The organism is Paenibacillus sp. FSL R7-0048 (assembly GCF_038004505.1).
In the GTDB taxonomy this organism is placed as follows: Bacteria; Bacillota; Bacilli; order Paenibacillales; family Paenibacillaceae; genus Paenibacillus_AQ; species Paenibacillus_AQ odorifer.
In genome coordinates, this window is the sequence record NZ_JBBORF010000001.1 from 2,091,943 (window position 1) to 2,116,695 (window position 24,753).

Consider the following 24,753-nt stretch of genomic DNA (forward strand, 5'->3'; position numbering starts at 1 on the left):
CGTAACGACCGAATAGGCGCGAGCCGTAAGAGATCATTCAGATCATTAAGGGAGTAGGAGTATCCCTCCTCTCCCAAAGGCAGAGTAGACGCATAACGCGCAGGAGGGGAAAGCATGAATGTTACCATCCGAAAAGCAACGGAACAAACTTTTTGGTATGCGGATTGTATAGGGGAATCCTTCGCTGTATGTGAAATTCATGATGATCATGAACGAGGTCAATATACAGTTAATGACGGAGAATACAACAGAATTATTCTCAAAAGAGATTGTTGGTAAAGCACATTTCGAGATACAGGGACAGAGAGGGTTAATAGCCCTCCTCTCCCACAAGGAGGATATAACGTGGCATGTTCAGCATTTAACGGTTCTACGTGTTCGGTAAGCGGCAGCTCTTGCATGTTTGTATTTCCTGACAGCCAAGCTTGCGCTGAAATCTACAATGAAGGTCCTGACGCTCATGTCGATAAGTGCGAAGATTGCAGGTTCTTTTACACGAATGATGGTAAGCGTTGCTGTACAACGAGACCTTATTTTCCAGTATGGGAAGGAGATCCTCCTAAGACAGATTATTTAGAAGATGACTTAACGTCTTGTGGTGGATTTGAAGCAGCAGGGGAGGAAGCCCAATGACACAAAGGGACTGGCAAAAGGATATGGAGATGGCCCATACAGCCAGATATGAGTATGACATTAGCCACCTTAACAATGTGCTTGATTCACTGTTCTACTGGTTGGGGGCGTATGGCGGCTTAGAATCAGCATATGAGAAACAAATAGTTGAGGCTGGAAAATACTCAGAGCGTGCAGACGCAGCAGAGGCACGAGTAAAAGAACTGGAATCAATCATTAAGGCGGTAAACGATGAAAATGATTGGTTGATAAGCGGCGATGCCGATGAATTATATGGAGAGGCTATGTCCACCCTTTACCCAGATACCCCAGCACCCAAGGAGGGCGAATAGACATGCCGAAGTACAGAAAGAAACCTGTGGAGATAGAAGCAATCAAATTTGAAACAATCGGAGATGTGTATGACTTTACTGAAGGTAATATGACGCAACCGTTAAACGGAAAAGTAGGGATAATTACGCTTGAAGGAACAATATGGGCATCTCCTGGAGACTACATCATCAAAGGAGTAAAAGGCGAGTTCTACCCTTGTAAGCCAGATATATTCGCAGAAACCTATGAGGCGGTTGAGGAAGGAGATAACCAATGACACCAGAAACGCCAGAGCTCGCATTAACACCTGATCAATATAAAGCCATCATGCAAGAGATATGGAAGAACCACCGCTTTGCCCGTTCAGACTTCAAACATAGCAAATATATCAAGTACGTCCGTCCGAACTGGGACATGCGAGATGGGATGTGCTTCGCTATTAGTTTCGACCAGGACAAGAAGTCATTCAACTCAGGCTACGGGGAAACAGAACCAATGTATGACCGCATAATGAAATGGCTTAATGAACCATGGGAGGGATCGAACCAATGAGCTACGATTTGATGCCAAAGAATGATATTGAAGGGTTTCACATGGGCGCGTTCTCTTGGCCCGTCCTGTTGGAGGTTGTTGGATACCTGTTCCCGTTCCAGAGTAAGGGGGGCAGATGGGTGTACAACTGGGAAAGTGATAAGCGATTCAAGGAGGAGCATAACTACCCTATTATCATTTCGAATGACGGGTTTAAAATAACGTCCTCAGAAGCGAAAATCATGGCGAGAATGGCCCGGAATTATTGTTTAATACAGCGTAAATTAGATGATTTGCACTTTAATAATGACCTACCTATGTCAACACCGGATTGGGAGAAAAAGTGGCCCCAGAAAATACGAGAAGATTGGGTTAACAAGTTTGAAGAGTTTGCGGATTGGGCAGAGAAGTCCGGAGGATTCAAAGTGTATTGATTGGCCGTCAGGCCTCCGATTCGACCGCATTACATAGCGACAGCGGAGGCCGCAGGGCTGGATGAACTTATAAGGGGGCTGAGACACATGAAAAATGCGTGGGAAACGTTCAAAACTCTCTGTGCAATGTTGGTTATAGGTTTTGCAATACATGAATTGTTGATCGGCGTAGTGCATGCAGATCCGGTGTACTGGATTAATTGGTAATTTAGGGGGCTGAGACCCCAATCAAAGGAGACTAACGGATGAGTAGAGTGCCGAAATACAGAGCGTGGTACAAGCCATTAGGTGTCATGATTCAGCCGGAAAATCTGGTAATGATTAATTTTGATACTAAAGTATTGGGCGTTTACATGGAAATGAACGGGAAGGGATACCACGTTCTGAGGATGTCGGATTTCGAACTATTAGAGTACACCGGATTAAAGGACAAGAACGAACGGGAGATATATGACGGAGACATCATAGATGGAAGTTGGATTAATCCTATGTCTAAAGAAAAAGTGATACGGCATTATAGAGTCACTTTCAACAAAGGGAAGTACAATGCAGAACTTATCGGTCATCATCCATACGGATCTACTATGCTTTACTTCGAGAATGAAAAGGCTGAAATAATGGGCAACATCTACGATAATTCAGAACTACTAGAGGTATAAGGGGGAGAAGAGGATATGAAATACAGGGACACTCAAAATGCATTGAGAGCCGGCCATAGACAGTTTATCTTTATTGCAAGCCCTGGAGAGCCTGTAAATGTACTGGCGTGGGGTCCGAGCTGGGTTAGATTCAAAGATATGTATAACACATATCCTATCAGTACGAATATGAAGATGTTTTCTATGTTGGTGGAAGATATTTATATAGAAAAAAGCCCTGACGCATCAGGGCAATAGCAGCTTTTATCCTCGACCAAATTATACCACAAAGGGGAATGAGGATGAACATCGCCAATAGCAAGGCTCCTGTAGTGAAGGTAACGGACTTAGGTCCAGCAACTGCCCTAAACTATCAACTCTCCCTCAAAGGCGCGGAGCGAGCATACAGGAAGGCTGACGCTGATGATAAAAAGGTAATCTCCGGAATGGTGTCAGATTGTGAATTTGCTATAGAGTGGTTAAGCACTGGAAGAAGACCGGGAAATAAGAGAGGAATTGAACGTAGAGCTGGTTATGAGCGAGAAATACTACTTGATCCAATACGAATGCAGGCTTTCGCTAGTGACTCAAAAGCGGGAAGCCCCGCCAATCTTTCGGACGAACAACGGTTTCAACTAGAATTCGCACTAAATCAATTAAGCGAACGGGAACGAGAATGTTATACCCTAGCACATGGGCAGTGCATCCCACATTCTGAAATAGCCAAGATGCTCGGCATTACCTACGGCAGCGTTAGCGAATATATTCAACGAGCGCAGCGTAAGATTAGCGATACCGTAGAGAATTCCCTGTTTTTTGTCTAGTAAACGCCCACTATATATAGGAGGAACCTATTAACGGTTCGACTCTTATAATGAATGGTGTGTGAAAAACCCACGCCAGCCGATGAGCTCACGGTTAATTGAGCTCGACCATTTATGTTATTATAGATACAAATGATATTAGGAGGTTGGAAAGATGTACCTCGAAATAATACAGAAGGCAAAGGAAGTCTTTGGTGATGATTATGGTCTTATTGAGGAAAGGGCAAATGAGTATGCAATTTCTACTGTCAATAGAACAGTGGACATTCTCAATGTTCTCATTACAATAGCATTGCGAAGAGGCCCAGAGTTAGTAATTGGTGAAAGTAATATACGTGCCTTAATAAATGAAGAGGCATTGCACCAGCTTATCTGAATATATTAATTTTTAAGTTCGCCAATAGGCGGCTTTTTTGTTGCAGGTAAATACTTCCTAATGTCGAAATATGATTTCAGGGAGTGGATATATATGAGGAAACCGTTTAATTATGCTGTGCGTAAAACTTCGAAAGAAATCGCAAATGCATATGTAAAGAGTAGACAAAACAATGGACTTAACAAGATATCGGTCGATGAAGATAAGAAATATGACTTTTCAGAAGTGGGCGAAGGCGAATGGTTGATTTTAGGTTCCGCAATAGCACTTCTTATTGTCATACTTGCAGAATTACTTTTTTAGGTGAATAGTGCGTAGGGAGTCGCTGAAAAGCGGCTCTTTTTGTATTGTAAATAACCCATAATCTAAACCCCAAAAGCTGCAGAGGTGACGGCGAAGTAAGGTACATGGGTAAATAGTAGCAGGAAAATCCTTCCTTAGCGTCGAAATACGAAGTCGAAGGGAGATGGAAAAAATGGTAGATTGGATCAAAGACATGCAGGATCATATCACAGAGTATATTAACGAAAGGGATAAAATCACAAAAGAATTATCTCAACTCACAATGGAGCTAGACGAAAGAGGGTTTCCTTCTAGTTCGAAATTAACGGGTAGTGCTCCGTTGGAGTGGGAAGTGGGTGTCAGTGTTTCAGGCGTTGGTAGAATTAGTTTTGCAATCACTTATGACGAAATACTCGCAGATAGTAGTACTACCGATGATTACGGGCAGCTCATTCCAAAATTTCCAGATGATTTAAATACTGCTTTGAAAAGTTTGACTATCAAAAAATTCAAAGAGACATTAGTAATAAAAAACATTTAAGCACCTTCGGGTGCTTTTTTCATGCTTAAAATATTGGGGGTGGGTGATATGACATGAAATTAACTGACAAGCAGCAAAAATTTGTTGATGAGTACTTGATTGATTTGAACGCCACACAAGCGGCCATACGAGCAGGATATAGTGTGAAAACAGCAAAAGAGATAGGTGCTGAGAACCTTTCTAAACCTCACATTCGCGCGCGTATAGATGAGAGATTGGCAGTTTTGTCCAGAAGAACAGGTATTAATCAGGAGCGAATCATGCGTGAATTAGCCCGTATTGCTTTTCTTAACGCCCCGGACGTAGTGAATTTCAGTGATGCTACTATTCGGGATGATGCTTCAGAGGATGACACCGCCGCTATCGCTTCAGTCAAGGTAAAAACCATACCCGGACAGGATTCAGATGGTGTGGAAAGAGAAATCAAATTTGCAGATAAAATCAAAGCCTTGGAATTGCTTGGTAAGCGTTATGGCATGTGGGTGGATAAACAAATCACTGGGGAAATAGGCGTTCAAATCATCGATGATATAGGTTCAGACGATGATTAAGGTTCGCTTATCTGAAAAGATTACCCCACACTTTCATTCGTTCTGGAAAGCATCCAATTCACACCGCTATCTTAGACATGTCTTAAAGGGTGGTCGCGGATCTGCTAAGTCAACGCATATCGGGCTGAAGGTTATTAAGGACATGATGAAATACCCGGTTACGGCGCTGGTTATCCGCAAGGTTGCCAGAACACTGGAAGAGTCAGTGTTTGAGCAGCTTAAGGAAGCGATTGAAATACTTGGAGTGGAACAATATTGGCGTGTTGTGAAATCGCCGCTGCAGCTTATTTACTTGCCTCGTGGGAATAAAATCATATTCCGAGGCGCAGACGATCCGCTGAAAATTAAATCCATTAAAGTATCTAAGTTCCCAATAGCTATAATGTGGATCGAGGAATTAGCGGAATTCAAGACTGAAGAAGAGATTTCGACCATTGAAAATTCTGTGTTGCGTGCAGAATTGGAAGATGGTCTTTTTTATGCGTTCTATTACTCGTACAACCCACCTAAGCGGAAACAAAGTTGGGTGAACAAGAAGTATGAGTCACAATTCATTCCTGATAACACCTACGTTCATCATTCTACCTACCTGGATAACCCGTATATATCAAAAGCATTCGTCCAAGAAGCTGAAGAAGTTCGTAAAAAGAGTCAGCAGAAATATGACTGGGAATATGGCGGTAAAGCAATCGGGAGTGGGGTAGTTCCGTTCGATAATTTAGTATTCAGAACTATAACCGATGAGGAAGTTAATAGGTTCGATAATATACGGCAAGGCAATGACTGGGGGTACGGTGTCGATCCGGTAGCTTTTGTCCGCTGGCATTATGATAAGACACGCCGAACAATATACGCCATGGATGAGATATATGGCGTGAAGATTTCGAACAGAGAATTGGCAAAGGTAATAAAAAACAAAGGTTATCACACTACTATGACAACAGCAGACAGTGCAGAGCCAAAGTCTATTGATGAAATGCGTAATCAGCTTGATGTAAAGATGAGAGGTGCCAAGAAGGGCCCGGGATCAGTTGAATACGGCGAAAAATGGCTGGATGATCTGGAGGAAATCGTTATAGATCCGAAGCGAACACCAAACCTTGCTAGGGAGTTTGAAAATATCGATTATCAAACAGACCCAGATGGCAATCCTCGGGCGAAGTTGGAGGATAAGGACAATCATACTATTGATGCTACCCGTTACGCCTTTGAGGGCGATATGAAGGGCCCGTCATTTTCATTTGATTAATAGGAGAGGAGGAAACTAATTGAGCACAACGGAAGAAGTTATCCGGATCATCGAAAAAGGTGCACGATCAGCTATGACTGACGAAGAAATAATCAAGCAGGAAATCGATGACTGGATGTCTTCTCAAGAGCGGAAAGACATGATAATCGGAGAACGTTATTACCGGAATAAAAGCGACATCTTGGAGCGTAAACGGATGACTATTGGTAATGGTGGGGCGATGATTGAAGCCACTAACCTTGCAAATAATAAGATCGTTCATGGATTCTTGCGAAAGCTCGTTGATCAGAAAGCCGGTTATTTGCTGAGTAAGGAAATGAGCATCCAGACCAAAAACAAAGCTTATTCAGAACTGTTGACAGGGATTTTTGATAAAGGATTTAAACGACTCTTAAAAAGCCTGTTGAAGGAGAGCATAAAAAAAGGTCGCGCATGGTTGCATGTTTATTATGACGAAGAGGGCCGATTTCGATTTAAGAAACTTCCGTCTGAAGAAATCATTCCACTATGGAAAGACGCTGCTCATACAGAACTGGATGCGCTTATCCGTGTTTATGAGATAGATGCCTATGAAGGGAAAAAGAAAACAACTATCAAAAAGGTTGAATTCTGGCACTCTAAAGGTGTTAACCGTTATGTGATCGGAACAGGAAGTTTAACTGTACCGGCAACGAGCGGACTCATTAAGGATGTGGAATCGGGTGAATTTAGTAGTCATTTTGAAGCTATTGACGGAGTTAAAAAGGATGGATATGCACTAAACTGGGAGCACATCCCCTTCATATGTTTTAAATACAATGAGGATGAGATTCCGCTGATATCACTCCTGAAATCACTAATCGACGATTACGAGAAGAAAAAATCGGATAACAGTAACAACCTGGAGGACCTGCCTAATAGTATTTATAAACTTAAAGGCTATGATGGGACGGATCTTGGAGAGTTTCGCCGCAATCTTTCTCTTTTTCGTGCAATTAAGGTCTCAGCTGAAGATGGGGCTGATGTAGATACTCTAAATATCGATATCGAAACAGAAGCTTACAAACTTCATATGGATATGACCCGTAATGATATTTATGAGTTCGGGCGGGGGGTGGATTCGCAATCGGATGAATTTTCTACAGCACCGAGCGGAGAAGCATTGAAGTTCCTATATGAAGATTTGAATTTGGATGCCAATGATATCGAAAATGAATTCCAGGCTGCGCTTGAACAATTGCTTTGGTTTGTAAATAGCCACATCGAAAATACAACAGGCACTGATTTTTCCAATGAAACGGTTGAATTTATTTTTAACCGCGATATGGTTACAAACGAATCTGATATTATTGTAGATGCTAAAAACAGTGTTGGCATTATATCAAATGAGACAATAGTAGCAAATCATCCATGGGTAACAAATCTCAAGGAGGAACTGAAGCGTCTTAAGACCGAGGAAGCAGCGAACCTTGAGGAGGATCCATACAAACCGCCTAATAAGGATGATCCTCCACCGGTAGGGGCTGATGAAGAATGAAATCAGTTGCTTACTGGTCAAAACGGATGGAACAACTCAACGAGTCTCTATTAGATAAAGGTGTTCCATTTACGAAGGCGATGAATAAGGAATACCGGAAGGCTCAGATATCCATCCAGACAGATGTTAATAATTTCTATCAGCGTTTTGCAGATAATAACGGGATTGTGAGCTTATCCGCTGCTAAGCAAGTTCTCAAAGCAGGCGAGCTCAAAGAATTCAAATGGACCGTTGAGGATTACATTGCTCGCGGTAAAGAGAACGCCATAGATCAGCGTTGGATGAAGGAACTAGAGAATGCCAGTATAAGAGTGCGTGTTACCCGCTTAGAATCCATTCAGTTGCAGATGAAGCAACATGTCGAGGAATTATCTGTTAAGCGTCTATCAGGCACAACAGAGCTATTAGGTAACGTCTACAAGGATGGTTACTATCGAAGTATTTTTGAACTTGAAAAGGGTATCGGTATAGGAGCTTCATTTGCAAAGATCGATAAAAGGCAGTTGGAAGCTATCCTATCAGCACCTTGGGCACCAGATGGCAGCAGCTTTTCCCAACGTATATGGACTGATCGCGTCAGGCTGACTGGAACGCTTCGTAACATCTTTAGTCAGGGGCTTATTAGTGGTGATACCTCTAAGCAAATGATAGAGCAGCTTATGAAACGCTTCGATGTGTCACGGAAGAATGCAGAGCGGTTAATACTGACGGAATCAGCATACTTCGCTGGTCAGTCTCGTATAGCCGGCTACAAAGAACTTGGAGTAGAGCAATACCGCTACACTGCTACACTGGACAGCCGGACATCCATTACTTGCCGAGACCTAGACGGGAAAGTATTTGATATCGAAGATGCTCAGGTTAATGTCAATTATCCACCTATGCATGCTTATTGCCGATCAACCACCATACCGCACTATGAGGACAACATCAAAGAGCGGGTAGCTAGGGATGAAGATGGCAAAACGTATAAGGTTCCAGAGGATATCAACTACAATGACTGGGCTGAAAAGTACGCTCCCGAAGCTACTGAGACAGTTACTGTTGAAACCCCAACTAAGCAAGCGCCGGAGACTCCATTACCTACTATTGAGGTTCCAGGTGGGCCAACAAAGGATATTCCAATTCCTGAGAAAAGCATATATACCCTGGAACCAGAGAAATGGTATGATGAAACCGGAAAGACTGCACCACCGCTGATTAATCTCAGTAAGATGGATCTACCGAAGCTGCAGCCAGACATTCCGCGTAAACTAGGTAATATCGATCTATCTAAACCTGATATCGTCCGCAACTATGTAAAGGATGCGGAGCAAGCCATCAGGAATGCACCGGAAGAACATGCAATAGCTCTTACTAAAGAAGGTGAGGTTATCCATGTTAAGGGTGATAAAGCATCCGTTGATATCAACAAGATTACACCACCTGATGTACTTAAAAAGAGCATTGTTACCCATAATCACCCTACGATAGACGGTGAAGCAGGTGGATCATTTAGCCGTGACGATGTCCTAGCATTCATACAAAAGGGTATTAAGGAATTACGAGCTGTTGATTCCAGCAGTACGTACATTCTCAAGAAGTCAGCCCCAATAAACCTGAGTACAGATGAGATAAACCGTTTACTTGATAAAGCAGAAGATTCGTATCTTGCATTACTAACTATTGAGCAGGCACTCACAGGTTATGACGAAAAGCATCTAACCATGGAACAGCTAGTAATGCTACTTGAATCGCTACAATATACAAAGGAGTGATGATCTTGCGAACTAAAGAAGAGAATAGAGCGGCTATTGCTGAACAGTTTGCCCCGCAACGCGATAAGCTAGGCGAACGATTTGACGCTTTGGTAGACGAGATCAGCGCCGTTAGATATGAGTACCTTCAGAAGCGCGATGAGCTCTCGAAACAGCCAGTAGGTGTTCTGGACGCTAATGCTGCGGATGAACGGCGGTTAAATCGTGAAGAAGGTATGAAATGGGTACTAATCAAACAGAAATACGGGTTATGAGGTGGGCTAATGGACAAGGATAGGATTCGCGCTTTCTGTGAAGCTCTAATAGAAAGCTATCAAGTGTCTGAGAACATGGTTAATCATGATCGTGGTACTTATGAAGATGAAGTCGCTTTGGAAAAGGAAATTGAGAATTTGAGAAATGAATTGAATGAACTGTTGAAGTAGAAGCACTCTCCAATATGCGAGGGTGCTTTTTATATTGGGCCACGGTTGAGACTACCGCGGCCTATTTGCTCATGAACCGGAGCATATCGGTTCACTCCCTAAGCTGGAGAGCAGCTATACAAATCTATGGAGGTAGATGATATATGGATTGGTTGAAAGAGTTGTTGAAGAAGTTGGGCGTTGAAGATTCCAAGATTGACGGAGCTATTGCAGATGCTGGTAAAGAGATTCCGAAGCACTTTGTTCCGAAGAGTCAGTATAACGAAGTTTCTACGGCTAAACAGCAGGCTGAGAAGGATGTCGCTGATCGGGACAAGCAAATCGAGGATCTGAGTAAAGCTGCTGGACTGTCAGATGATCTGAAGAAGCAGATTGATCAGCTCAAGACTGATAACAAAACGGCAAAGGACAAATATGATGCCGACCTGCAACAGATCAAATTGGACAATGCCATTACTGCTGTACTCACTGGTAAGGTGCATAACGAGAAGGTGGTAACTGGTTTGATTGACAAGACCAGGCTGATATTTGGTGATGATGGGAATTTGGTCGGCTTGGATGAACAACTCACAGGCTTAAAAAGTACTGATGCATACCTGTTCAAGCCGGAAGCCGATCCACAGCAGCAACAGCCGGCTCCCTCATTCAGAGGGACAACACCGCTTGATGCAACAAAACCTGCTGGTACTACGCCTGAAGGGTACAACGCCGGGAAGTCTATTGCAGAACAAAGAAACCAAGGGAGTGAGAAAAAATGAATTTGAATCCAAGAGTTAAGGAATACGGATCACAAAAGGAAATTCTCTATACAGTTAAAGGATCTATCGAAAAAGTCGGGGGCATTACTCTGGATGGCACTAAATTCGCACTAAACACATTGATTCCAGCTGGTACAGCAGTTAGCATCCAGGCAAACAGATTGGCTAAACCTTGGGCAGATGCTGATACAGGTACACCATATCTGACAAACCACGATGTATTTACGGGCGAAGCTACTACTGTGAATGTGATTGTGGGTGCATGGGCTGAGGCGCTGGTTGTTGCAAGTAAACTCACTGGGGTTACAGCAGCATTTAAGACAGCTGCTGGCGGTCGTTATAGATACTACTAAAATAGAAAAGGAAGGGTGAATAAAGAATGGGAATTCTTTCACTGGATCAATTTAAACAACCTCAATTTATGGGATATGTAGAGAACCGGATTTTGCCAAAAAAATACCTGCTTGATGCTATCAGTGATCACGACACAGTATATGATCTGTCGTTCGATTATGACGTATTCACACAAACGTATGTACCATCGGCTTCTATTACCGGATGGAATGCAGGAGCTCCACTTCGTGATAAGCAAGGATTCAAAACACTCACTCAAGAAGTAGCAAAGATTCAGCACGGTGTACGGATTGATGAGCGTGAACAGCTTAAATTTATGAACCCGCGGGTGCAAGCTGAAAGGGAGCGCGCTATTCAAAAGGTTTATGATCAAACGGACCGATTGATCGAAGGCGTTAGAGATGTTGAAGAATGGTTGCGTGCTCAAGCCACTTATGGGGGAAGCATTGTGTACAAATCCGGGGATGACGTTCTGATTAATGTTAGTTTCGGAGTATCTGCTATCGTCCCTACAGCAACGGCATGGAGTAATCGCGCGACTTCTACACCATTAGATGATCTACGGGCAGCTGTACAAGCATATAAAGACGCAAACGGTGGCTTAGCGCCGGTATATATTGATATGTCCAGCAGCGTAATGCTTGATATCACACTCAATGAGCAAATAAGAGGGGCTATCTTTGGAGTAAATAGTTCGATGATTCCAAACCGTTCACAGGTTGAGGCTCTTTTGGCTCAAGCGGCTGACGCTACAATTCAAATCCGGATCAATGACGATCAAATCTCATTAGAAGGAGCGGCAGCATCTCGCTTGCTTCCTGTGAGAACTGTAGCGTTACTAGGAGCGCAACCAGTTATCACAGTTCACGGACCTACAGTAGAAAAGGGCTTTGAACCCGGCATTTATGTTGTTACAAAAAGCGATCTTGGTCCACCGCCACAAGATGAAATCTATGTAGGGGAATCGGCGTTTGTAGGTATCAAACAACCATCCCAAATCTACCGCCTGTCGGTCTAAGAGAGGAGCTATCATAAATATGACTAAATATAAAGTGCTGACCCCCGTCCTTCAAGGCGGGGTTATTGTTGCCTCTGGGGAAATTGAATTAGATGATAAACAGGCTTTGCGATTGCAAGAGTTGGGTGCTATCGGAGAGGAAATCCCTGAAGAATCTGTTCCTTTGGAAGAGATGAAGCTGCCTGCACTCAAGGTGTACGCTAAAGATCATAACATTGATCTCGGTGAGGCTACCAAAAGGGAGGACGTTCTTGCAGCTATCCTGAAAGCTGGTGAGTCTGATGGAGGAGTATCTTAAATATCTACCTAAGCTAAAACAATTGCTCTCAATCACAATAGAGGATACCTCCAAGGATCAAAGGTTACTGTTTGCTCTGGAGACCATTGTTCAGGAGATAAAGACCTATTGCAACATTTCTTCTATTCCTGAAGCGTTAGATAACGTGGTTCTTCATATAGCTGAGGATTACTACCGGACGAAGTACCCGACAGAATTCGAACAAACAGCACCAGCAGTTACTAGTATCAAACGTGGGGATGTTACAACAGCGTTCGGATCCGCTAAGGCTACGGTTACGGTCGGATCTGGAGCAGCTTTCGTGCGGAATTATGCGGCTCAGTTGCAAGCGTTCCGAAGATTGAGGTGGTAACATGGTCAGTTTCGGTAATATACCAGCAGAGCGGTTAGCTATTGAGAGCACCTATGAAGGCTTATGTACTGTTTTGGAAATGAGGGATGTAAAAGATCCAGTGAGCGGTAAAACACGACAGCAGCCTGTCATTATCTTGGCTAATGAGCCGTGTGCTCTCTCTCAGTCTTCCTTACCTGCTGCCACACAAACAGTGACAGCCGATCAGGTCAATTACGATGCTAAGCTATTTATCTCTCCTGATGTAACTATCAAGCCAGGGAGTCGAATCACGGTTCAGCAGAATGGCATGGAGTTCAAAGGAGAACAGGCGGGTAAGGCATTTAGATATGCTACTCATCAGGAGATTAAGCTAAAAGAGGTATTGAACGCATGAGCATGGGAAAGTTTGACTTCAAGGACGTTAAGAAGCTTCAGAAAAACCTGCAACGGATGCAAAATGAGTTTCCTCAGTTTATGGAGGAATGTATTCGCGAACTTGCCGGGAGGTTGCTAGCTAAAACCGTAGCACGTACCCCGGTCAAAACGGGAGACTTACGGCGAGGCTGGCAAATTGGTGATGTGGTTCGGCTCCCAGGAGGCGGTGTACACGTCGAGATCGTCAATAATGTAGAATATGCCCTCTATGTAGAGTACGGCCATGTTACCAGACTACGGACAGGTTGGGTTAACGGTAAATTCATGCTGACACTGTCTGAGCAGGAACTTAAGAGAGAGTTACCAGGGATCATGGAGCGGAAGCTGAAAAAATATATGGAGAAGCATATGGGGCGGTGAGTATGCAGGATATAAAAAACGCACTCATAAAAAAGCTATCGTTATTTACTCCGGAGTATCCGGTTTATGACGAAGCAGTGGAGCAGGGCATGCAGCAGCCGTGCTTTTTTGTGCTGTTATTGGAAAGTAGTCAGGTCCGAGGGGTTAACTGGCGCTATCAGCGTTTCAATCCCTTTGATATTCATTACTTCCCGAAACCGGAATCAGCGGCTCCCCGGGAAGAATGCGAGCTGATATCTGAACAATTGTATTCCGAGTTGGAATATGTAACTGGGCAAGATGGGCTCTACCGGGGAACAGGTATGAGGCATGAAATAGTAGATGGAGTTCTACATTTCTTTGTTGAGTACAATGTTCACCTGATCCGGGATAAAGCACCGGATATTAAAATGCAGACTATGAAGCAAGGAGGCGGTATTAAGTGAGTGTTAAAAATGAAAAGTCAGGTGTTGAAGCTCCTGAAGCTTCGTATACAAAGGAGCAGTTCTTGAACTCTACCAAATACTCATACCAGGATAAAGATGTCCTGTCGGCGCTGCTGGAGCCGGAGAAGTTGTATACGGCGTCTGAGGCACAGCAGGTCATCGAAGATTTTAAGAACAAGGAGGCTGAGTAGATTATGGCCGGTGGAACATGGACAACTCAAAATAAAGTAAGACCCGGTGTATATGTTAACGTGGAAACGTCTGGCGGGGCATTGGGCACGGTTGGCAGCAGGGGAATAACCTCTTTAGCGCTAACTCTCCCATGGGGAGCGGCTAAGGTCATCACACCGATTATAGCTGGTGAGGATACATTCAAAGCGCTTGGCTATGACATTACAGCCCCAGAGCTGTTGTTGGTGCGTGAGGCGCTTAAAAGAGCTCGGACAGTGTTGCTGTACAAACTCAATGACGGAACAAAGTCAACGGTCACAGTTGGGACCTTGGTAGCTACAGCAAGATATGGTGGCATTCGAGGTAATGCGCTGAAGGTTGTCGTACAAACCAACATTGATGATAGTAGCAAGTTTGATGTAAAAACACTGCTGGATAACGCAGTAGTGGACACACAGGTAGTCGCTAATATTGCGGCGCTCATCCCGAATGACTGGATTGTATGGAGCGGGACCGGCACACTAACAGCAAATGCAGGAGCTCCTTTGATTGGTGGTGCAAATGGCACTGTTACTAATGCGGATCATACTGCATATCTAGCTGCACTAGAGCTGTATGATTTCCAGACAGTGGCACTGACATCCACGGACAATGCGCTCAAAGCTGTCTATGCTGCCTTTGTACGGCGCTTGAGAGAGTCAGAGGGTAAAAAGATACAGGCAGCACTTGAGAACTACCCTGTAGCCGATTTTGAAGGTGTAATCAGCGTCAAGAATGGCGTGGTACTTTCAGACGGGGCCATACTTACAGCAGCCCAGGCTACTGCTTGGGTAGCAGGTGCTTCGGCAGCAGCTGAGATGAATGAGTCTCTTACTTATTCGGCATACGACGATGCTGTAGATGTGGCACCAAGGTATACAAGTACACAAATTGAAGCAGCTCTGAAAGCCGGAGAATTTGTCTTTACCCCTTCCGTTAATCGGGCTGTGATAGAACAGGATATTAATACGTTCCTCTCTTACACTCCAAAGAAGGGAAAACAACTTCAAAAAAACCGTGTGCTCCGAGTATTGGATGGTATTGCGAATGATCTGAAGCGTATCTTTGAATCATTTTACATCGGTAAGGTGTCAAATAATGTTGATGGTCGAGCTCTGTTTCGTAAAGAGGCAGTTATCTATTTGGATAGCTTGCAGGGGATTGATGCCATTCAAAATTTTGATGCTCAGACGGATATCACTGTATCTCCTGGCAATGATTCAGATGCTATATATGTCGAAGTTAATATCCAGCCAGTAGACAGTATCGAAAAAGTATATATGAAAGTGCAGGTGAGATAAAATGGGTTTCTTAAAGGCTAGCGAAACAATCAGTGGACAAGAGGGACGAGCCTACGCCACAATCAACGGTCAGGTGGAGGAAATGTTCTACATCAAGACTCTTGAAGCCTCTGTTGAAAAAGAAAAGGCTGAGGTGAAGACGTTGGGCCGCCGCGGCACGCAACATAAAACTACTGGATGGTCCGGTACCGGTAGTATGACGATCTACTATATGACTAGTCGGTTCCGTCAGTTGATGATCGATTATATCAAAACGGGTAGAGATACCAACTTTGATATTACGGTAACTAATGAAGATCCGGGATCTACCATTGGGTCTCAAACAATTACTCTACTAGGTGTGAACCTTGATAGTGTAGTTATGGTATCACTGGATACAGAATCTGATGCACTAGAAGAGGATATCGATTTTACCTTTGAGGATATTGATATGGGTCAAGCATTTAACCCACCAGCCAATTAAAATAAAATTCAGGAGGAATTAATAATATGAGTGATTTTTCAGCATTCTACGCACAAAACGCAGCGGTGGAAACTACAGAGGATTTCGTGGTCTCTCCTAGATTTAAAGATAAAGATGGAAAGGCGATTCCTTGGAAGCTACGTAGTATCACTGAAGAAGAAAATAAAGAACTTCGTAAGGCTGCCACGAAGCGAACCAAAGGTAAATACGGACAATTTACATCTGAAATGGATGCTAATGAATACATGGCAAAAATGGTGGTGGCTTCTGTATCTTATCCGGATCTCAAAAATGCAGAAATTCAAAAATCCTATGGAGTACTTGGTTCAGAAGTTCTGTTACGCAAAATGCTACTTCCTGGCGAATTCTCAGCCCTCAGCGAACGGGTACAGACACTAAATGGTTTTGATCAAGATATCAATGAGCAGATAGAAGAAGTAAAAAACTAATAGAGGAGGGTGACGGTGAGGCTAACTTAGCTTACTACGCCCTCCATGAGCTTCACATTTTACCGCATGACCTTATGGCGATGGGACAGAGGGAACGAGCCGCTATATATGCGATGATTTCTCTCCGGGTGGATAAGGAAAAGAAACAAGCGTCTAAGACCAGTTCTAAAGGACGCAAAAAGTAATAGACCGTTCATTCCCTGTTTGGTATATTGTTAGTAAATATTACCTCTAGGAGTGGAGATATGAAAGCATTCCGCAACATTTTGTCGGGAATTATGTTTATTTTATCGGTATTATTTCTAATATTTACAATACTTACTTTCGCCGTTCCGGAAACGGATGGAAAAGGCGTTGCAATTGTAATGACTTTAATTTGTTTCTTTCTTGGGTTTGTAATTAAAACTCAGTCAAAGCAGGCAGAAGAGATTAAACAAAAGAATGAAGAACTCGGAATCAAAGCTACAGCATTATTGCATCATGTCGAGGGACTTCCAATAAGCGAAAAGACACAATGTAAGGTAGCGGTTACTCGTGATGGTATCTCTATTATAGGAGGGGGCACTGAATTTAATATTACTAATTCTCAAATTCGTGCAGCCGAGGTTAAAACTGATACGGAAATAGCGAATATCGTTCACAGTAGTGCAGCTAAAGGGATTGCAGGCGGATTGTTATTTGGACCGATTGGCCTTGTCGTTGGATCGAGGGCTAAGAGTAAGGAAAAACGAACAAGCACCTATTATCTGATAATAAACTACACAAATACAGCTGGTGAAGTTGCCGCACTAATGTTTGATGAAGGAACTACATCATTTGCTTCACAGAAGATAGTTAGTAAACTTAAACCTATGATAGTTAACAATCCTATACATTCAGTTCAACTCTAATATTCCGAAGCACTCCAAGATGGAGTGCTTTTTTATGTTGTTTAGAAAGGAGGAAGCCATATTGCCAAGCATTGCAGCGAGTCTTGCATTGAATGATGTCTTTAGTCAGCGCTTGAATCAGGTTAACGCTTCATTAGCAGCGACTATCCAGTTAATGGCACGGTTGCAATCTCAAATGCAGAATCCAATGGTATTAAGAATCAGCGCTTTTGATGTGATCAGTAATTTAGATATGATAAAACAGCAGATTGCAGCTCTAGGAACAGGTAGCCTGATACGAATAAACATTAACACTACAGAAATATTACAGCAATTAGCAGTAATCAGGCAGCGGTTAGGTGGTGAAGAATCGTTAATTAAAATAAAAATCAATACCGCTGATATTTCCTCGCAAATTGCAATTATAAAAAGACAGATTGAATCTGAATTAAGTAGTGTCGTTGCGCAGATTCGAATTGAGCTACCTCGGTCTTTGGAGGCTATGTTTACAAATCTCCAACGCTTGGTGTCTCAACTCATTAGATCAACACGACAATTAAGAACACGCAGTGCAGACGCAGGTGAATTGCAAAGAGCTCTAGAACGTATCGCTAGGTTAGAACGGCAAATTGCCGACCTACAATCTAGGGTTAACGGACAAATTAATAATGCAACGAAAAACACATCTAATTGGTTAAGTAGCCTCAAAAATGTAGTCGCAGCTTATCTATCTATTGCTGCAGCTAAAAAACTTTTGGAAACATCAGATGATGTGGCGTTGACTAACGCTAGATTAGCAATGGTTAATGATGGACTTCGAACACAACTAGAGTTACAACGCCAGGTAATGGACGCGGCGAATGATACTCGGGCAAACTACCAAGCTACAGCGGATATGGTCACTAAACTCGCTATGAGTACTCAGGGTATTTTTAAAACAGATGACGATATTATTAAATTCACGAAGAGCTTCAACAAAGCTTTGGTAATCTCAGGTGCAGGAGCCCAAGAAACGACTGCCTCTATATTGCAAATGGGGCAAGCGCTCGGGAGTGGGGTTTTACAAGGGGATGAATTGAGGTCCCTTAGTGAAAATGCTCCAGCGGTGATGAGCTTATTAGCGGAGGGGCTAGGTGTAGCACGCGGGGAACTTAAAGCAATGGGAGCTGATGGTAAACTAACATCTGCGATGATTGTTAAAGCTTTTGAAAAGCAAAGCGGAAAAATCGATAAGATGTTTAGTCAAATGCCTATGACTTTTGGTTCGGCAATGACAATTATGAAGAATAAAGTAGCTGAGTGGATTGGAACAATCAATGGGGCAGAAGGTCCTCTTAGTAGGATTACTAAGATGCTACAGGATCTAACTGCATGGTTAAGTACGAGTGACGGAGAACAATTCTTGAGTGGTTTAAGCGAAGGCATTACCACAACTGTCGATATTGTTGTCTCGTTAGGCGATGCTGCTGCACAGGTTTATAGCTATATTACTACGAATTGGACAACTATTGAGCCAATCGTTTGGGGGATTGCAGCGGCTTTAACGGCGTGGAAACTCGCATCTATGGCTGTTGGTTCTGCCTCTATTTTTGCTTCACTTGGAACAGGAATAATGACAGCGGCAGTGTTTCTTCAAACAGCTGCTACAGGTGGTTTGGCTCTTGCTTGGCGAGGACTAAACGCAGCCATGAAAGCCAATATATTTATTTTAGTGGCAACTCTTCTGGCAGGTTTGATTATGTGGTTAATAAAACTATGGAATACGAATGATGCGTTTGCAGCGGGGTTCCTTAGGGTTTGGTACGGAATATTAAACTTTATTGATCAAGTTGCAATTAAATTCACAAGCGTAGGGTATGCAATAGCCGATGCGTTCGGATGGGCGAAAACAAAGTCACTAATTTTCATGGAGGATTTAGCAAATGGTGCAATAGATCGCATTAATGATTTGATTAATACATTGAACAAACTGCCATTTGTTGAACTTGAGACTATTAGTCACATAGAATTAGCTGCTGGAAAAGCAGCAGAAGAAGAAGCTGCGAAGCAACAGAGGGCAGCAAACTTAGCTGCAATGGAGAATAGTGCAGCAACAAAGGCTAAAGAACGTGAGGCTAAAGTCCAAAAAATGTTAGATGAGCGTGCAACGAAACGTGAATCTGAAGCAGCTGCTGAGAACGCTAAAAATGCAAAATCAGGAAAAGATGATAAGGTGGCTGGAATGGGGTTTTCTGCTGGCGGTGGTGCCGCAGCTGCTGCAGCTCCAAAAACTGATAAGTTAAAAAAAGTCGATAAGGTCGGCAAAGTAGAGAAGCCTATTGATATCTCTAAAGAAGACCTGAAGATTATGCGCGATGTCGCGGAAATGAAGAACATTCAAAACTTTGTGACATTGACACCGACTATCCAGGTCAAGACAGGACCAGTAACCAATGAGGCTAATGTCGATTCCATTGTTAAGAAGATTGAAACTAAACTTAACGAAGATATAGCTAGTACTGCAAAGGGTCTCTATAGCTAAAGGAGGCGATAGCGTGGCTAATGACTACAGCATCGAACTGAGTTTTAACAACCGCGCAATATGGTTTGAAATCCCCGTCCTTCCGGAAGAAATAGAGATCGGCGGGGAAGGTGACGGAGAGACTTATGATATAACGGATCTTGGTGAAATTAATGTAATCAAGGCCGCTAAGCTGAAAGAGATTAGCTTTAGTAGTTTTTTTCCGGCTATCGCAGTCGGTGGTACTGTACCAAGCTATGTATCATCAAAAAACTGGGGGCAACCTGCGGACTACATCCAATTAATTGAAACCTGGATGAACAAGCGCAAGCCGATCCGGTTTATTTTTACGTCAACGGGTCTCAAAATAAATATTGCTGCCAGTATCGAAGAATTTAATTATAAAGAGGTTGCCGGGAACCCGGGCGATTTTGAATATGAAATCAGCCTGAAGGAGTATGTATTTTACGCCGCTAAAAAGGTGACGTTGAAGACAAATACAACACCAGCTGGTACAACCACCACCACCACTAAGAAAGAGCCAGCGAAACGCGCAGATGAACGTACCAAGTCTAAAACGGTTACCATCAAATCCGGGGACACCCTGATGAAGATAGCTAAAAGAGAACTCGGTGACGGTAGCCGGTGGAAAGAAATTCAGAAGTTAAACGGCTTAACAGATGCGCAGCTGAAGACACTCAAAATCGGCTCTGTTCTGAAGCTACCGGGGTGATGATACATGGAATTATTGATCGATAATAAAAATGGCGCCGTCTGGGATGTTTCCAGCATCGTTACTGATATATCTTGGAAGACGATCCGTATAGGTAAGGCGGCATCCTTGGAATTCACCCTTGTAGACCATGGCCCATGGCAAGATAAAAAATTCCAACTGAATAATGGCGATGTGGTTAGGTACACAGATGAGGGACATAAGGTTTTCTATGGATATATTTTCAGTATAGAAACTGGTAAGACGGAAGAAATAAGCATCCTTGCTTATGATCAGATCCGGTATCTGATGAATAGCGGAACTTATGTATTTACGAAACAGACAGCAACCCAGGTAGTTCAAAAGATCGCTCAAGACATGCAGCTCAAGACCGGAACGCTGGAAGATACAAAATACATTATTCCTTCCCAGATCCGCGACGATAAAACGTTTATCGATATGATCTGCATGGCGTTAGATGAGACTCTGATTAACTACGGGACCAACTTCGTATTCTTTGACGATTTTGGGAGCTTGACGATACGTAATGCTTCAAATATGCGCTTTCCTTTTGTGGTGGGTGATGATTCACTCATGACGGATTATTCTTACAGCCGCAACATTGACGATGAGACATATAATCAAATTGTATTGTACAGAGACAACAAGGAGACTGGTAAGCGGGAAACTTACGTTACCAAGGATAGCGCCAGCATTGCTAAGTGGGGAATGCTACAACTCTACGAGTCAGTAGATGAGAATCTGAATCAGGCTCAAATTACTGAGCAACTAACTCAGCAACTGTTTATGAAAAATCGAGAGAAGCGGACGCTTAGTATAGAGGCCCTTGGAGATTACCGGATGCGTGCAGGATGCTACGTTAATTTATATATCAACGTAATGAACATAAATAAATTCTTCCTAGTCGATGAATGTACTCATAAGAAAGAAGGCGGAGTGCATACCATGGACTTAGAGCTAAGGTTGGTGTGATCATGATAGATGCGATAAAACGCGCTGCCACTGAAGCGGTGAATGCTGCTGGTCCAGTTCTGGTACAGCTAGGAATTGTAGAAAAAATTAATCCTCTTGTAGTGTTGGTCGATAATCGGCTTTCACTTACGGAGGATTTTTTAATTGTTCCGGAAACCTTATCTGAACAGAAAATAACAATAGGAATCCAAGAATACTTAATTCGTAAGCCGTTAGCTACTGGAGATAAACTTTTACTTATCCGCATGCAGGGCGGTCAACGCTACGTAATCATGGATAGGGTGGTGAGTGTTTGATACCACAGAGCGATAACGTGCTGCTGAATGAGGATATGGAGGATACACCCCAACCAAGTCTTACTTATAAATTAGACCTTGTAAATGGACGTATAGGATCCGTGGTAGTGGATGGATTGGATGCCGTAAAACAGGCAGTTATAAAAATACTCTCGACAATCCGATTTGAAAACCTGATTTACAGTGACAATTACGGTAGTGAGGCAGATGTTGGAGCGGTGCGGGGTCGGGCGGTGTTTGAAACCGAAGTGGAACGCTGGACTAGGGAAGCATTACTTCAGGATGATCGTATCGTTTCCGTAACCAACTTTAGATTTAACTATGATGGCGATGCGGTACTCGTCTTGTTTGACGTAGAGAGTGATTATGGAAACTATACAGACCGATTGGAGGTGAATGGCGGTGTATGAAAATCAAACGTTTGAAACGATCTTAGAACGGATGTTAGACCGGGTACCAGATGGGCTGGACAAGCGAGAAGGTAGCATTATTTATGATGCTATGGCTCCAGCAGCAATGGAATTAGCTCAGATGTATGTCGAGTTGGATATCAACGCAAATTTAATATTTGCTGATGCAGCTAGTGGTGATTATCTGGATCGATCGATTGCGTGGTCTGGTGTTACCCGCAAGAAGGCAACAAAAGCCCAATTAAGAGGGCTTTTTTATAATGCTTCTAACACCTTAATGGATATTCCAGTTGGTAGTCGCTTCGCTATTGGTGCAATCAACTATAAAGTAATCTCTCGACTCTCATTAGGGGAGTATCGCCTTGAGGCAGAGGTTGAAGGAGTTACGGGTAATCAGCACTTCGGAGCCTTAATTCCTATCGATTTTATTAATAATCTAGCAAGGGCTGAATTGACGGAGTTACTTATCCCTGGGTCTGATAGAGAGACAGATGATGCATTACGGCAGCGGTACCTCGATTCTGCCAGACGGCCAGCAACCAGCGGGAATAAATATCATTATATTGAATGGGCTCTTGAAGTTTCCGGAGTGGGCGGCGCTCGTGTATTCCCATTATGGTCAGGTCCGAAGACCGTAAAAGTTGTGATTGTAAATACAGAAGGTGCCCCAGCCTCAAGCGTTCTTGTGAATCAAGTACAAGACTATATTGATCCAGCTGCTGGGAAAGGTGAAGGACAAGCACCTATTGGGGCAGTAGCCACAGTTACTTCAGCAATCGGTAAGACGATCAATATATCAGCTAAGGTAACTTTAGCGCCTGGTTATAGCTTGCAGGGTGTAAAGAATTCCTTTTTGGAGCGATTGGAGACTTGGCATAAGTCAGCGTCTTTTGTATCTACTTATGTAAGTCAGGCCGTAATTGGATCAATCCTTTTAGGGACTGACGGTGTTATTGATTATCTTGGGTTGCTACTTAATGGAGCTGCTGGGAACATTGTTCTTGCGGAAGAAGAGGTGCCATTGATCGGTATTGTGGAATTGGGGGTGTAACATGGCCTACCCGAGTAAAGTTGATGTATTTCAGGAGAAGTTGAATAAAAACCCAACGGGAAACAATTATGTCATTGAGGAACGGATAACACTTGTAGCAGGCGTTTATGAGGGGTTACTGAATCACGATAATATCAATAACGCTACTGTCCAAGTCTATAGTGGTAATAAATTGACGGGTGATAAATTGACAAACTGGACGTTAACCATTCCGAGTGATACACCATGGCGCAGGTTAATTAAGATATTTAGTGGAGCTGCTGAAGTTTACGTAACCTATGAAACACCAGGGGACACGGTAGAGGCTGACGATATTAATGTGCTACAAAAGTCTGTAACAGCCACACAAACAGAGGTAGAGCGGTATAAATCGAGTGGACTTATAGACGGTGGTTCATTTACGAGAGGGGTATAAGATGGCACAGACGATACAAATAAAACGTGGTACTAAAGCTCAACTTAGCACGTATGGTGCATTACTCATTGGCGAAATGGGCTTTTGTACAGACACAAAAGAAATATATATCGGAGACGGTACAACGAACTCAATGGTTGGTAGAGCTTTATCAGGTGCTGAGGCTTCGCGTCCGGTGGCCGCATCTGTTGGACGTTTGTTTTACGAAACGAGTGGGGCAAATAGTGGATATCTTTATTTTGATGATGGGGCAGCTTGGAGGCGAGTGAACGCCCAAGCGCTCAGTGATTTAACAGGGTCGCTTGACAATATAGCGGATGGTGCTACTTATGCAAAGATATTAAAGGCGGATGTTAGTGCAGGACATATCAATAAGGTGTCAGATGGCACGAATACTAAAACTGCAGCTGAGATTAAAAGCCATATTGATGATATAGCTAAACACCGAGTCATTAATGATTCAGGTACAGCCATTACCGACATCTGGTCCGCACAAAAAATCAAAAATGAAATCGAATTAGCAAAACATAATATCGAACCACAAGCATCTGTAAAAGACCAACATTTATTAGCCCCACCGGCAAGCCCAGCAGAAGCCGACCGTTATATTATTCCAGCATCAGCGACAGGGGCATGGGCAGGTAAGACAAACCAGATAGCAGAGTATCAGTCTGGAGCCTGGGCTTACTATACCCCTGCTGTAGGATGGACTGCTTATGTGGATGACGAACAAAAAATTTACAGCTGGAATGGAACGGCATGGGTTAGGACTGGTGGAGCCCTACAGACGATCACAGCGGGCAACGGACTAACTGGCGGTGGTCAATCAGATTCCGTTACATTGACGGTTGGAGCCGGGAACGGGGTTGTTGTAGATTCTACAACCGTTGCAGCCAAGGCAGGCAAAGGTATTGTTGTGAATGCGACAGGGATTGAGGCTAATATTGATAGTTCCAGCATCGTCTACGATTCAGCTAATGGCAATAAACTTACGGTGGCTACGATCGATGGCGGTACGTTCTAGGAGGCGAGG

Annotated in this window: 39 protein-coding genes; all 39 read left to right on the top strand. The window is 43.3% G+C overall.

What is annotated here, in order from left to right:
- The first annotated feature begins 114 nt into the window (after window positions 1-114).
- The 39 genes from NSQ91_RS08900 to NSQ91_RS09090 all read left to right on the top strand — a co-directional run bounded on the left by NSQ91_RS08900 (window position 115) and on the right by NSQ91_RS09090 (window position 24,744).
- Complete coding sequence (locus tag NSQ91_RS08900; RefSeq protein WP_179088146.1) at window positions 115-279, top strand: hypothetical protein; 165 nt, start codon at window positions 115-117, stop codon at window positions 277-279.
- Between the two features lie 66 nt (window positions 280-345).
- Complete coding sequence (locus tag NSQ91_RS08905) at window positions 346-633, top strand: hypothetical protein (RefSeq protein WP_076303898.1); 288 nt, start codon at window positions 346-348, stop codon at window positions 631-633.
- Window positions 630-965, top strand: coding sequence for a hypothetical protein (locus NSQ91_RS08910; RefSeq protein ID WP_076303899.1), 336 nt, complete (start codon window positions 630-632; stop codon window positions 963-965). Before NSQ91_RS08905 ends, NSQ91_RS08910 begins: the two co-directional genes overlap by 4 nt.
- On the top strand, window positions 962-1,222 hold the full coding sequence (locus NSQ91_RS08915) for a hypothetical protein (RefSeq protein WP_370510748.1): 261 nt from the start codon (window positions 962-964) through the stop codon (window positions 1,220-1,222). The genes NSQ91_RS08910 and NSQ91_RS08915 overlap by 4 nt, the downstream gene beginning before the upstream one ends.
- Complete coding sequence (locus tag NSQ91_RS08920; protein ID WP_076303901.1) at window positions 1,219-1,497, top strand: hypothetical protein; 279 nt, start codon at window positions 1,219-1,221, stop codon at window positions 1,495-1,497. Before NSQ91_RS08915 ends, NSQ91_RS08920 begins: the two co-directional genes overlap by 4 nt.
- Window positions 1,494-1,910 (top strand): hypothetical protein, encoded by a 417-nt coding sequence (locus NSQ91_RS08925; protein WP_076303902.1) that lies wholly within the window; start codon window positions 1,494-1,496, stop codon window positions 1,908-1,910. The genes NSQ91_RS08920 and NSQ91_RS08925 overlap by 4 nt, the downstream gene beginning before the upstream one ends.
- Before the next feature lie 245 nt (window positions 1,911-2,155).
- On the top strand, window positions 2,156-2,569 hold the full coding sequence (locus tag NSQ91_RS08930; protein WP_076303904.1) for a YopX family protein: 414 nt from the start codon (window positions 2,156-2,158) through the stop codon (window positions 2,567-2,569).
- A 15-nt stretch (window positions 2,570-2,584) separates the two neighbouring features.
- Window positions 2,585-2,806: a hypothetical protein gene (locus NSQ91_RS08935; RefSeq protein WP_076303905.1), complete on the top strand. Its 222-nt coding sequence runs from the start codon at window positions 2,585-2,587 to the stop codon at window positions 2,804-2,806.
- Window positions 2,807-2,850: 44 nt separating this feature from the next.
- Window positions 2,851-3,372, top strand: a complete 522-nt coding sequence (locus NSQ91_RS08940; RefSeq protein ID WP_305953685.1) for a sigma factor-like helix-turn-helix DNA-binding protein — start codon at window positions 2,851-2,853, stop codon at window positions 3,370-3,372.
- Between the two features lie 154 nt (window positions 3,373-3,526).
- Window positions 3,527-3,748 (top strand): hypothetical protein, encoded by a 222-nt coding sequence (locus tag NSQ91_RS08945; RefSeq protein WP_076104517.1) that lies wholly within the window; start codon window positions 3,527-3,529, stop codon window positions 3,746-3,748.
- 93 nt (window positions 3,749-3,841) lie between these two features.
- Complete coding sequence (locus tag NSQ91_RS08950) at window positions 3,842-4,051, top strand: hypothetical protein (protein WP_076303907.1); 210 nt, start codon at window positions 3,842-3,844, stop codon at window positions 4,049-4,051.
- Between the two features lie 172 nt (window positions 4,052-4,223).
- Complete coding sequence (locus tag NSQ91_RS08955) at window positions 4,224-4,571, top strand: hypothetical protein (protein ID WP_076303908.1); 348 nt, start codon at window positions 4,224-4,226, stop codon at window positions 4,569-4,571.
- Between the two features lie 53 nt (window positions 4,572-4,624).
- Window positions 4,625-5,122, top strand: coding sequence for a terminase small subunit (locus NSQ91_RS08960; RefSeq protein WP_076303909.1), 498 nt, complete (start codon window positions 4,625-4,627; stop codon window positions 5,120-5,122).
- Window positions 5,115-6,371, top strand: a complete 1,257-nt coding sequence (locus tag NSQ91_RS08965) for a PBSX family phage terminase large subunit (RefSeq protein ID WP_076303910.1) — start codon at window positions 5,115-5,117, stop codon at window positions 6,369-6,371. Before NSQ91_RS08960 ends, NSQ91_RS08965 begins: the two co-directional genes overlap by 8 nt.
- Window positions 6,372-6,390: 19 nt before the next feature.
- A complete protein-coding gene (locus NSQ91_RS08970) occupies window positions 6,391-7,887 on the top strand; it encodes a phage portal protein (RefSeq protein ID WP_076303911.1) in 1,497 nt (498 codons plus the stop codon).
- Window positions 7,884-9,644 carry a minor capsid protein gene (locus tag NSQ91_RS08975; protein WP_076303912.1) on the top strand — a complete coding sequence of 587 codons (1,761 nt, stop codon included), beginning with the start codon at window positions 7,884-7,886 and terminating at the stop codon, window positions 9,642-9,644. The genes NSQ91_RS08970 and NSQ91_RS08975 overlap by 4 nt, the downstream gene beginning before the upstream one ends.
- Before the next feature lie 5 nt (window positions 9,645-9,649).
- A complete protein-coding gene (locus NSQ91_RS08980; protein WP_143763850.1) occupies window positions 9,650-9,898 on the top strand; it encodes a hypothetical protein in 249 nt (82 codons plus the stop codon).
- Window positions 9,899-9,907: 9 nt separating this feature from the next.
- A complete protein-coding gene (locus NSQ91_RS08985) occupies window positions 9,908-10,069 on the top strand; it encodes a hypothetical protein (RefSeq protein WP_179088147.1) in 162 nt (53 codons plus the stop codon).
- 143 nt (window positions 10,070-10,212) lie between these two features.
- Entirely contained in the window at window positions 10,213-10,827 is a 615-nt protein-coding gene (locus NSQ91_RS08990) for a phage scaffolding protein (RefSeq protein ID WP_340917439.1), read from the top strand.
- The gene (locus NSQ91_RS08995; protein ID WP_076303915.1) at window positions 10,824-11,180 is read left to right on the top strand and encodes a hypothetical protein; all 357 of its coding nucleotides are present in this window, start codon (window positions 10,824-10,826) and stop codon (window positions 11,178-11,180) included. The genes NSQ91_RS08990 and NSQ91_RS08995 overlap by 4 nt, the downstream gene beginning before the upstream one ends.
- A 26-nt stretch (window positions 11,181-11,206) precedes the next feature.
- Window positions 11,207-12,199 (top strand): major capsid protein, encoded by a 993-nt coding sequence (locus NSQ91_RS09000; RefSeq protein ID WP_076303916.1) that lies wholly within the window; start codon window positions 11,207-11,209, stop codon window positions 12,197-12,199.
- A 19-nt stretch (window positions 12,200-12,218) separates the two neighbouring features.
- The gene (locus tag NSQ91_RS09005; RefSeq protein ID WP_076303917.1) at window positions 12,219-12,497 is read left to right on the top strand and encodes a hypothetical protein; all 279 of its coding nucleotides are present in this window, start codon (window positions 12,219-12,221) and stop codon (window positions 12,495-12,497) included.
- Window positions 12,481-12,849, top strand: coding sequence for a phage head-tail connector protein (locus NSQ91_RS09010; protein ID WP_076303918.1), 369 nt, complete (start codon window positions 12,481-12,483; stop codon window positions 12,847-12,849). The genes NSQ91_RS09005 and NSQ91_RS09010 overlap by 17 nt, the downstream gene beginning before the upstream one ends.
- Before the next feature lies 1 nt (window position 12,850).
- A complete protein-coding gene (locus NSQ91_RS09015) occupies window positions 12,851-13,225 on the top strand; it encodes a hypothetical protein (RefSeq protein WP_076303919.1) in 375 nt (124 codons plus the stop codon).
- Window positions 13,222-13,626: an HK97 gp10 family phage protein gene (locus NSQ91_RS09020; RefSeq protein ID WP_076303920.1), complete on the top strand. Its 405-nt coding sequence runs from the start codon at window positions 13,222-13,224 to the stop codon at window positions 13,624-13,626. The genes NSQ91_RS09015 and NSQ91_RS09020 overlap by 4 nt, the downstream gene beginning before the upstream one ends.
- A gap of 2 nt (window positions 13,627-13,628) precedes the next feature.
- Window positions 13,629-14,051 carry a phage tail terminator family protein gene (locus NSQ91_RS09025; protein WP_076303921.1) on the top strand — a complete coding sequence of 141 codons (423 nt, stop codon included), beginning with the start codon at window positions 13,629-13,631 and terminating at the stop codon, window positions 14,049-14,051.
- Window positions 14,048-14,242, top strand: a complete 195-nt coding sequence (locus tag NSQ91_RS09030; RefSeq protein ID WP_076303922.1) for a hypothetical protein — start codon at window positions 14,048-14,050, stop codon at window positions 14,240-14,242. The genes NSQ91_RS09025 and NSQ91_RS09030 overlap by 4 nt, the downstream gene beginning before the upstream one ends.
- A gap of 3 nt (window positions 14,243-14,245) precedes the next feature.
- Complete coding sequence (locus tag NSQ91_RS09035) at window positions 14,246-15,562, top strand: phage tail sheath family protein (protein ID WP_076303923.1); 1,317 nt, start codon at window positions 14,246-14,248, stop codon at window positions 15,560-15,562.
- A 1-nt stretch (window position 15,563) separates the two neighbouring features.
- Entirely contained in the window at window positions 15,564-16,025 is a 462-nt protein-coding gene (locus NSQ91_RS09040; RefSeq protein WP_076104535.1) for a phage tail tube protein, read from the top strand.
- A 26-nt stretch (window positions 16,026-16,051) separates the two neighbouring features.
- Window positions 16,052-16,474, top strand: coding sequence for a phage tail assembly chaperone (locus NSQ91_RS09045; RefSeq protein ID WP_036684221.1), 423 nt, complete (start codon window positions 16,052-16,054; stop codon window positions 16,472-16,474).
- A 245-nt stretch (window positions 16,475-16,719) separates the two neighbouring features.
- Complete coding sequence (locus NSQ91_RS09050; RefSeq protein ID WP_076303925.1) at window positions 16,720-17,364, top strand: hypothetical protein; 645 nt, start codon at window positions 16,720-16,722, stop codon at window positions 17,362-17,364.
- A gap of 61 nt (window positions 17,365-17,425) precedes the next feature.
- Entirely contained in the window at window positions 17,426-19,864 is a 2,439-nt protein-coding gene (locus NSQ91_RS09055; protein WP_179088149.1) for a tape measure protein, read from the top strand.
- Window positions 19,865-19,877: 13 nt separating this feature from the next.
- Window positions 19,878-20,576: a LysM peptidoglycan-binding domain-containing protein gene (locus NSQ91_RS09060; protein ID WP_076303927.1), complete on the top strand. Its 699-nt coding sequence runs from the start codon at window positions 19,878-19,880 to the stop codon at window positions 20,574-20,576.
- A gap of 6 nt (window positions 20,577-20,582) precedes the next feature.
- The gene (locus tag NSQ91_RS09065) at window positions 20,583-21,548 is read left to right on the top strand and encodes an XkdQ/YqbQ family protein (protein ID WP_340917451.1); all 966 of its coding nucleotides are present in this window, start codon (window positions 20,583-20,585) and stop codon (window positions 21,546-21,548) included.
- 2 nt (window positions 21,549-21,550) lie between these two features.
- The gene (locus NSQ91_RS09070; RefSeq protein WP_076303929.1) at window positions 21,551-21,844 is read left to right on the top strand and encodes a DUF2577 domain-containing protein; all 294 of its coding nucleotides are present in this window, start codon (window positions 21,551-21,553) and stop codon (window positions 21,842-21,844) included.
- The gene (locus tag NSQ91_RS09075; protein ID WP_036684205.1) at window positions 21,841-22,254 is read left to right on the top strand and encodes a DUF2634 domain-containing protein; all 414 of its coding nucleotides are present in this window, start codon (window positions 21,841-21,843) and stop codon (window positions 22,252-22,254) included. Before NSQ91_RS09070 ends, NSQ91_RS09075 begins: the two co-directional genes overlap by 4 nt.
- Window positions 22,241-23,305, top strand: coding sequence for a baseplate J/gp47 family protein (locus tag NSQ91_RS09080; RefSeq protein ID WP_305953686.1), 1,065 nt, complete (start codon window positions 22,241-22,243; stop codon window positions 23,303-23,305). The genes NSQ91_RS09075 and NSQ91_RS09080 overlap by 14 nt, the downstream gene beginning before the upstream one ends.
- A 1-nt stretch (window position 23,306) precedes the next feature.
- Window positions 23,307-23,720: a phosphoglucomutase gene (locus NSQ91_RS09085; protein ID WP_076303931.1), complete on the top strand. Its 414-nt coding sequence runs from the start codon at window positions 23,307-23,309 to the stop codon at window positions 23,718-23,720.
- A 1-nt stretch (window position 23,721) separates the two neighbouring features.
- A complete protein-coding gene (locus NSQ91_RS09090; protein ID WP_076303932.1) occupies window positions 23,722-24,744 on the top strand; it encodes a DUF2793 domain-containing protein in 1,023 nt (340 codons plus the stop codon).
- Window positions 24,745-24,753 lie beyond the last annotated feature (9 nt).

Bases quoted from the DNA above. Each gene is read 5' to 3' on its own strand.
- NSQ91_RS09080 (WP_305953686.1), top strand. From the start codon at position 22,241: ATGGCGGTGTATGAAAATCAAACGTTTGAAACGATCTTAGAACGGATG.
- NSQ91_RS08995 (WP_076303915.1), top strand. From the start codon at position 10,824: ATGAATTTGAATCCAAGAGTTAAGGAATACGGATCACAAAAGGAAATT.
- NSQ91_RS08960 (WP_076303909.1), top strand. From the start codon at position 4,625: ATGAAATTAACTGACAAGCAGCAAAAATTTGTTGATGAGTACTTGATT.
- NSQ91_RS08935 (WP_076303905.1), top strand. From the start codon at position 2,585: ATGAAATACAGGGACACTCAAAATGCATTGAGAGCCGGCCATAGACAG.
- NSQ91_RS08910 (WP_076303899.1), top strand. From the start codon at position 630: ATGACACAAAGGGACTGGCAAAAGGATATGGAGATGGCCCATACAGCC.
- NSQ91_RS09090 (WP_076303932.1), top strand. From the start codon at position 23,722: ATGGCACAGACGATACAAATAAAACGTGGTACTAAAGCTCAACTTAGC.
- NSQ91_RS09045 (WP_036684221.1), top strand. From the start codon at position 16,052: ATGAGTGATTTTTCAGCATTCTACGCACAAAACGCAGCGGTGGAAACT.
- NSQ91_RS09005 (WP_076303917.1), top strand. From the start codon at position 12,219: ATGACTAAATATAAAGTGCTGACCCCCGTCCTTCAAGGCGGGGTTATT.
- NSQ91_RS08925 (WP_076303902.1), top strand. From the start codon at position 1,494: ATGAGCTACGATTTGATGCCAAAGAATGATATTGAAGGGTTTCACATG.
- NSQ91_RS08920 (WP_076303901.1), top strand. From the start codon at position 1,219: ATGACACCAGAAACGCCAGAGCTCGCATTAACACCTGATCAATATAAA.
- NSQ91_RS09035 (WP_076303923.1), top strand. From the start codon at position 14,246: ATGGCCGGTGGAACATGGACAACTCAAAATAAAGTAAGACCCGGTGTA.
- NSQ91_RS09000 (WP_076303916.1), top strand. From the start codon at position 11,207: ATGGGAATTCTTTCACTGGATCAATTTAAACAACCTCAATTTATGGGA.
- NSQ91_RS08965 (WP_076303910.1), top strand. From the start codon at position 5,115: ATGATTAAGGTTCGCTTATCTGAAAAGATTACCCCACACTTTCATTCG.
- NSQ91_RS09070 (WP_076303929.1), top strand. From the start codon at position 21,551: ATGATAGATGCGATAAAACGCGCTGCCACTGAAGCGGTGAATGCTGCT.
- NSQ91_RS09040 (WP_076104535.1), top strand. From the start codon at position 15,564: ATGGGTTTCTTAAAGGCTAGCGAAACAATCAGTGGACAAGAGGGACGA.
- NSQ91_RS09025 (WP_076303921.1), top strand. From the start codon at position 13,629: ATGCAGGATATAAAAAACGCACTCATAAAAAAGCTATCGTTATTTACT.
- NSQ91_RS08930 (WP_076303904.1), top strand. From the start codon at position 2,156: ATGAGTAGAGTGCCGAAATACAGAGCGTGGTACAAGCCATTAGGTGTC.
- NSQ91_RS09050 (WP_076303925.1), top strand. From the start codon at position 16,720: ATGAAAGCATTCCGCAACATTTTGTCGGGAATTATGTTTATTTTATCG.
- NSQ91_RS09015 (WP_076303919.1), top strand. From the start codon at position 12,851: ATGGTCAGTTTCGGTAATATACCAGCAGAGCGGTTAGCTATTGAGAGC.
- NSQ91_RS08900 (WP_179088146.1), top strand. From the start codon at position 115: ATGAATGTTACCATCCGAAAAGCAACGGAACAAACTTTTTGGTATGCG.
- NSQ91_RS09065 (WP_340917451.1), top strand. From the start codon at position 20,583: ATGGAATTATTGATCGATAATAAAAATGGCGCCGTCTGGGATGTTTCC.
- NSQ91_RS08990 (WP_340917439.1), top strand. From the start codon at position 10,213: ATGGATTGGTTGAAAGAGTTGTTGAAGAAGTTGGGCGTTGAAGATTCC.
- NSQ91_RS08975 (WP_076303912.1), top strand. From the start codon at position 7,884: ATGAAATCAGTTGCTTACTGGTCAAAACGGATGGAACAACTCAACGAG.
- NSQ91_RS08985 (WP_179088147.1), top strand. From the start codon at position 9,908: ATGGACAAGGATAGGATTCGCGCTTTCTGTGAAGCTCTAATAGAAAGC.
- NSQ91_RS08955 (WP_076303908.1), top strand. From the start codon at position 4,224: ATGGTAGATTGGATCAAAGACATGCAGGATCATATCACAGAGTATATT.
- NSQ91_RS08945 (WP_076104517.1), top strand. From the start codon at position 3,527: ATGTACCTCGAAATAATACAGAAGGCAAAGGAAGTCTTTGGTGATGAT.
- NSQ91_RS09010 (WP_076303918.1), top strand. From the start codon at position 12,481: ATGGAGGAGTATCTTAAATATCTACCTAAGCTAAAACAATTGCTCTCA.
- NSQ91_RS08940 (WP_305953685.1), top strand. From the start codon at position 2,851: ATGAACATCGCCAATAGCAAGGCTCCTGTAGTGAAGGTAACGGACTTA.
- NSQ91_RS08950 (WP_076303907.1), top strand. From the start codon at position 3,842: ATGAGGAAACCGTTTAATTATGCTGTGCGTAAAACTTCGAAAGAAATC.
- NSQ91_RS09085 (WP_076303931.1), top strand. From the start codon at position 23,307: ATGGCCTACCCGAGTAAAGTTGATGTATTTCAGGAGAAGTTGAATAAA.
- NSQ91_RS09020 (WP_076303920.1), top strand. From the start codon at position 13,222: ATGAGCATGGGAAAGTTTGACTTCAAGGACGTTAAGAAGCTTCAGAAA.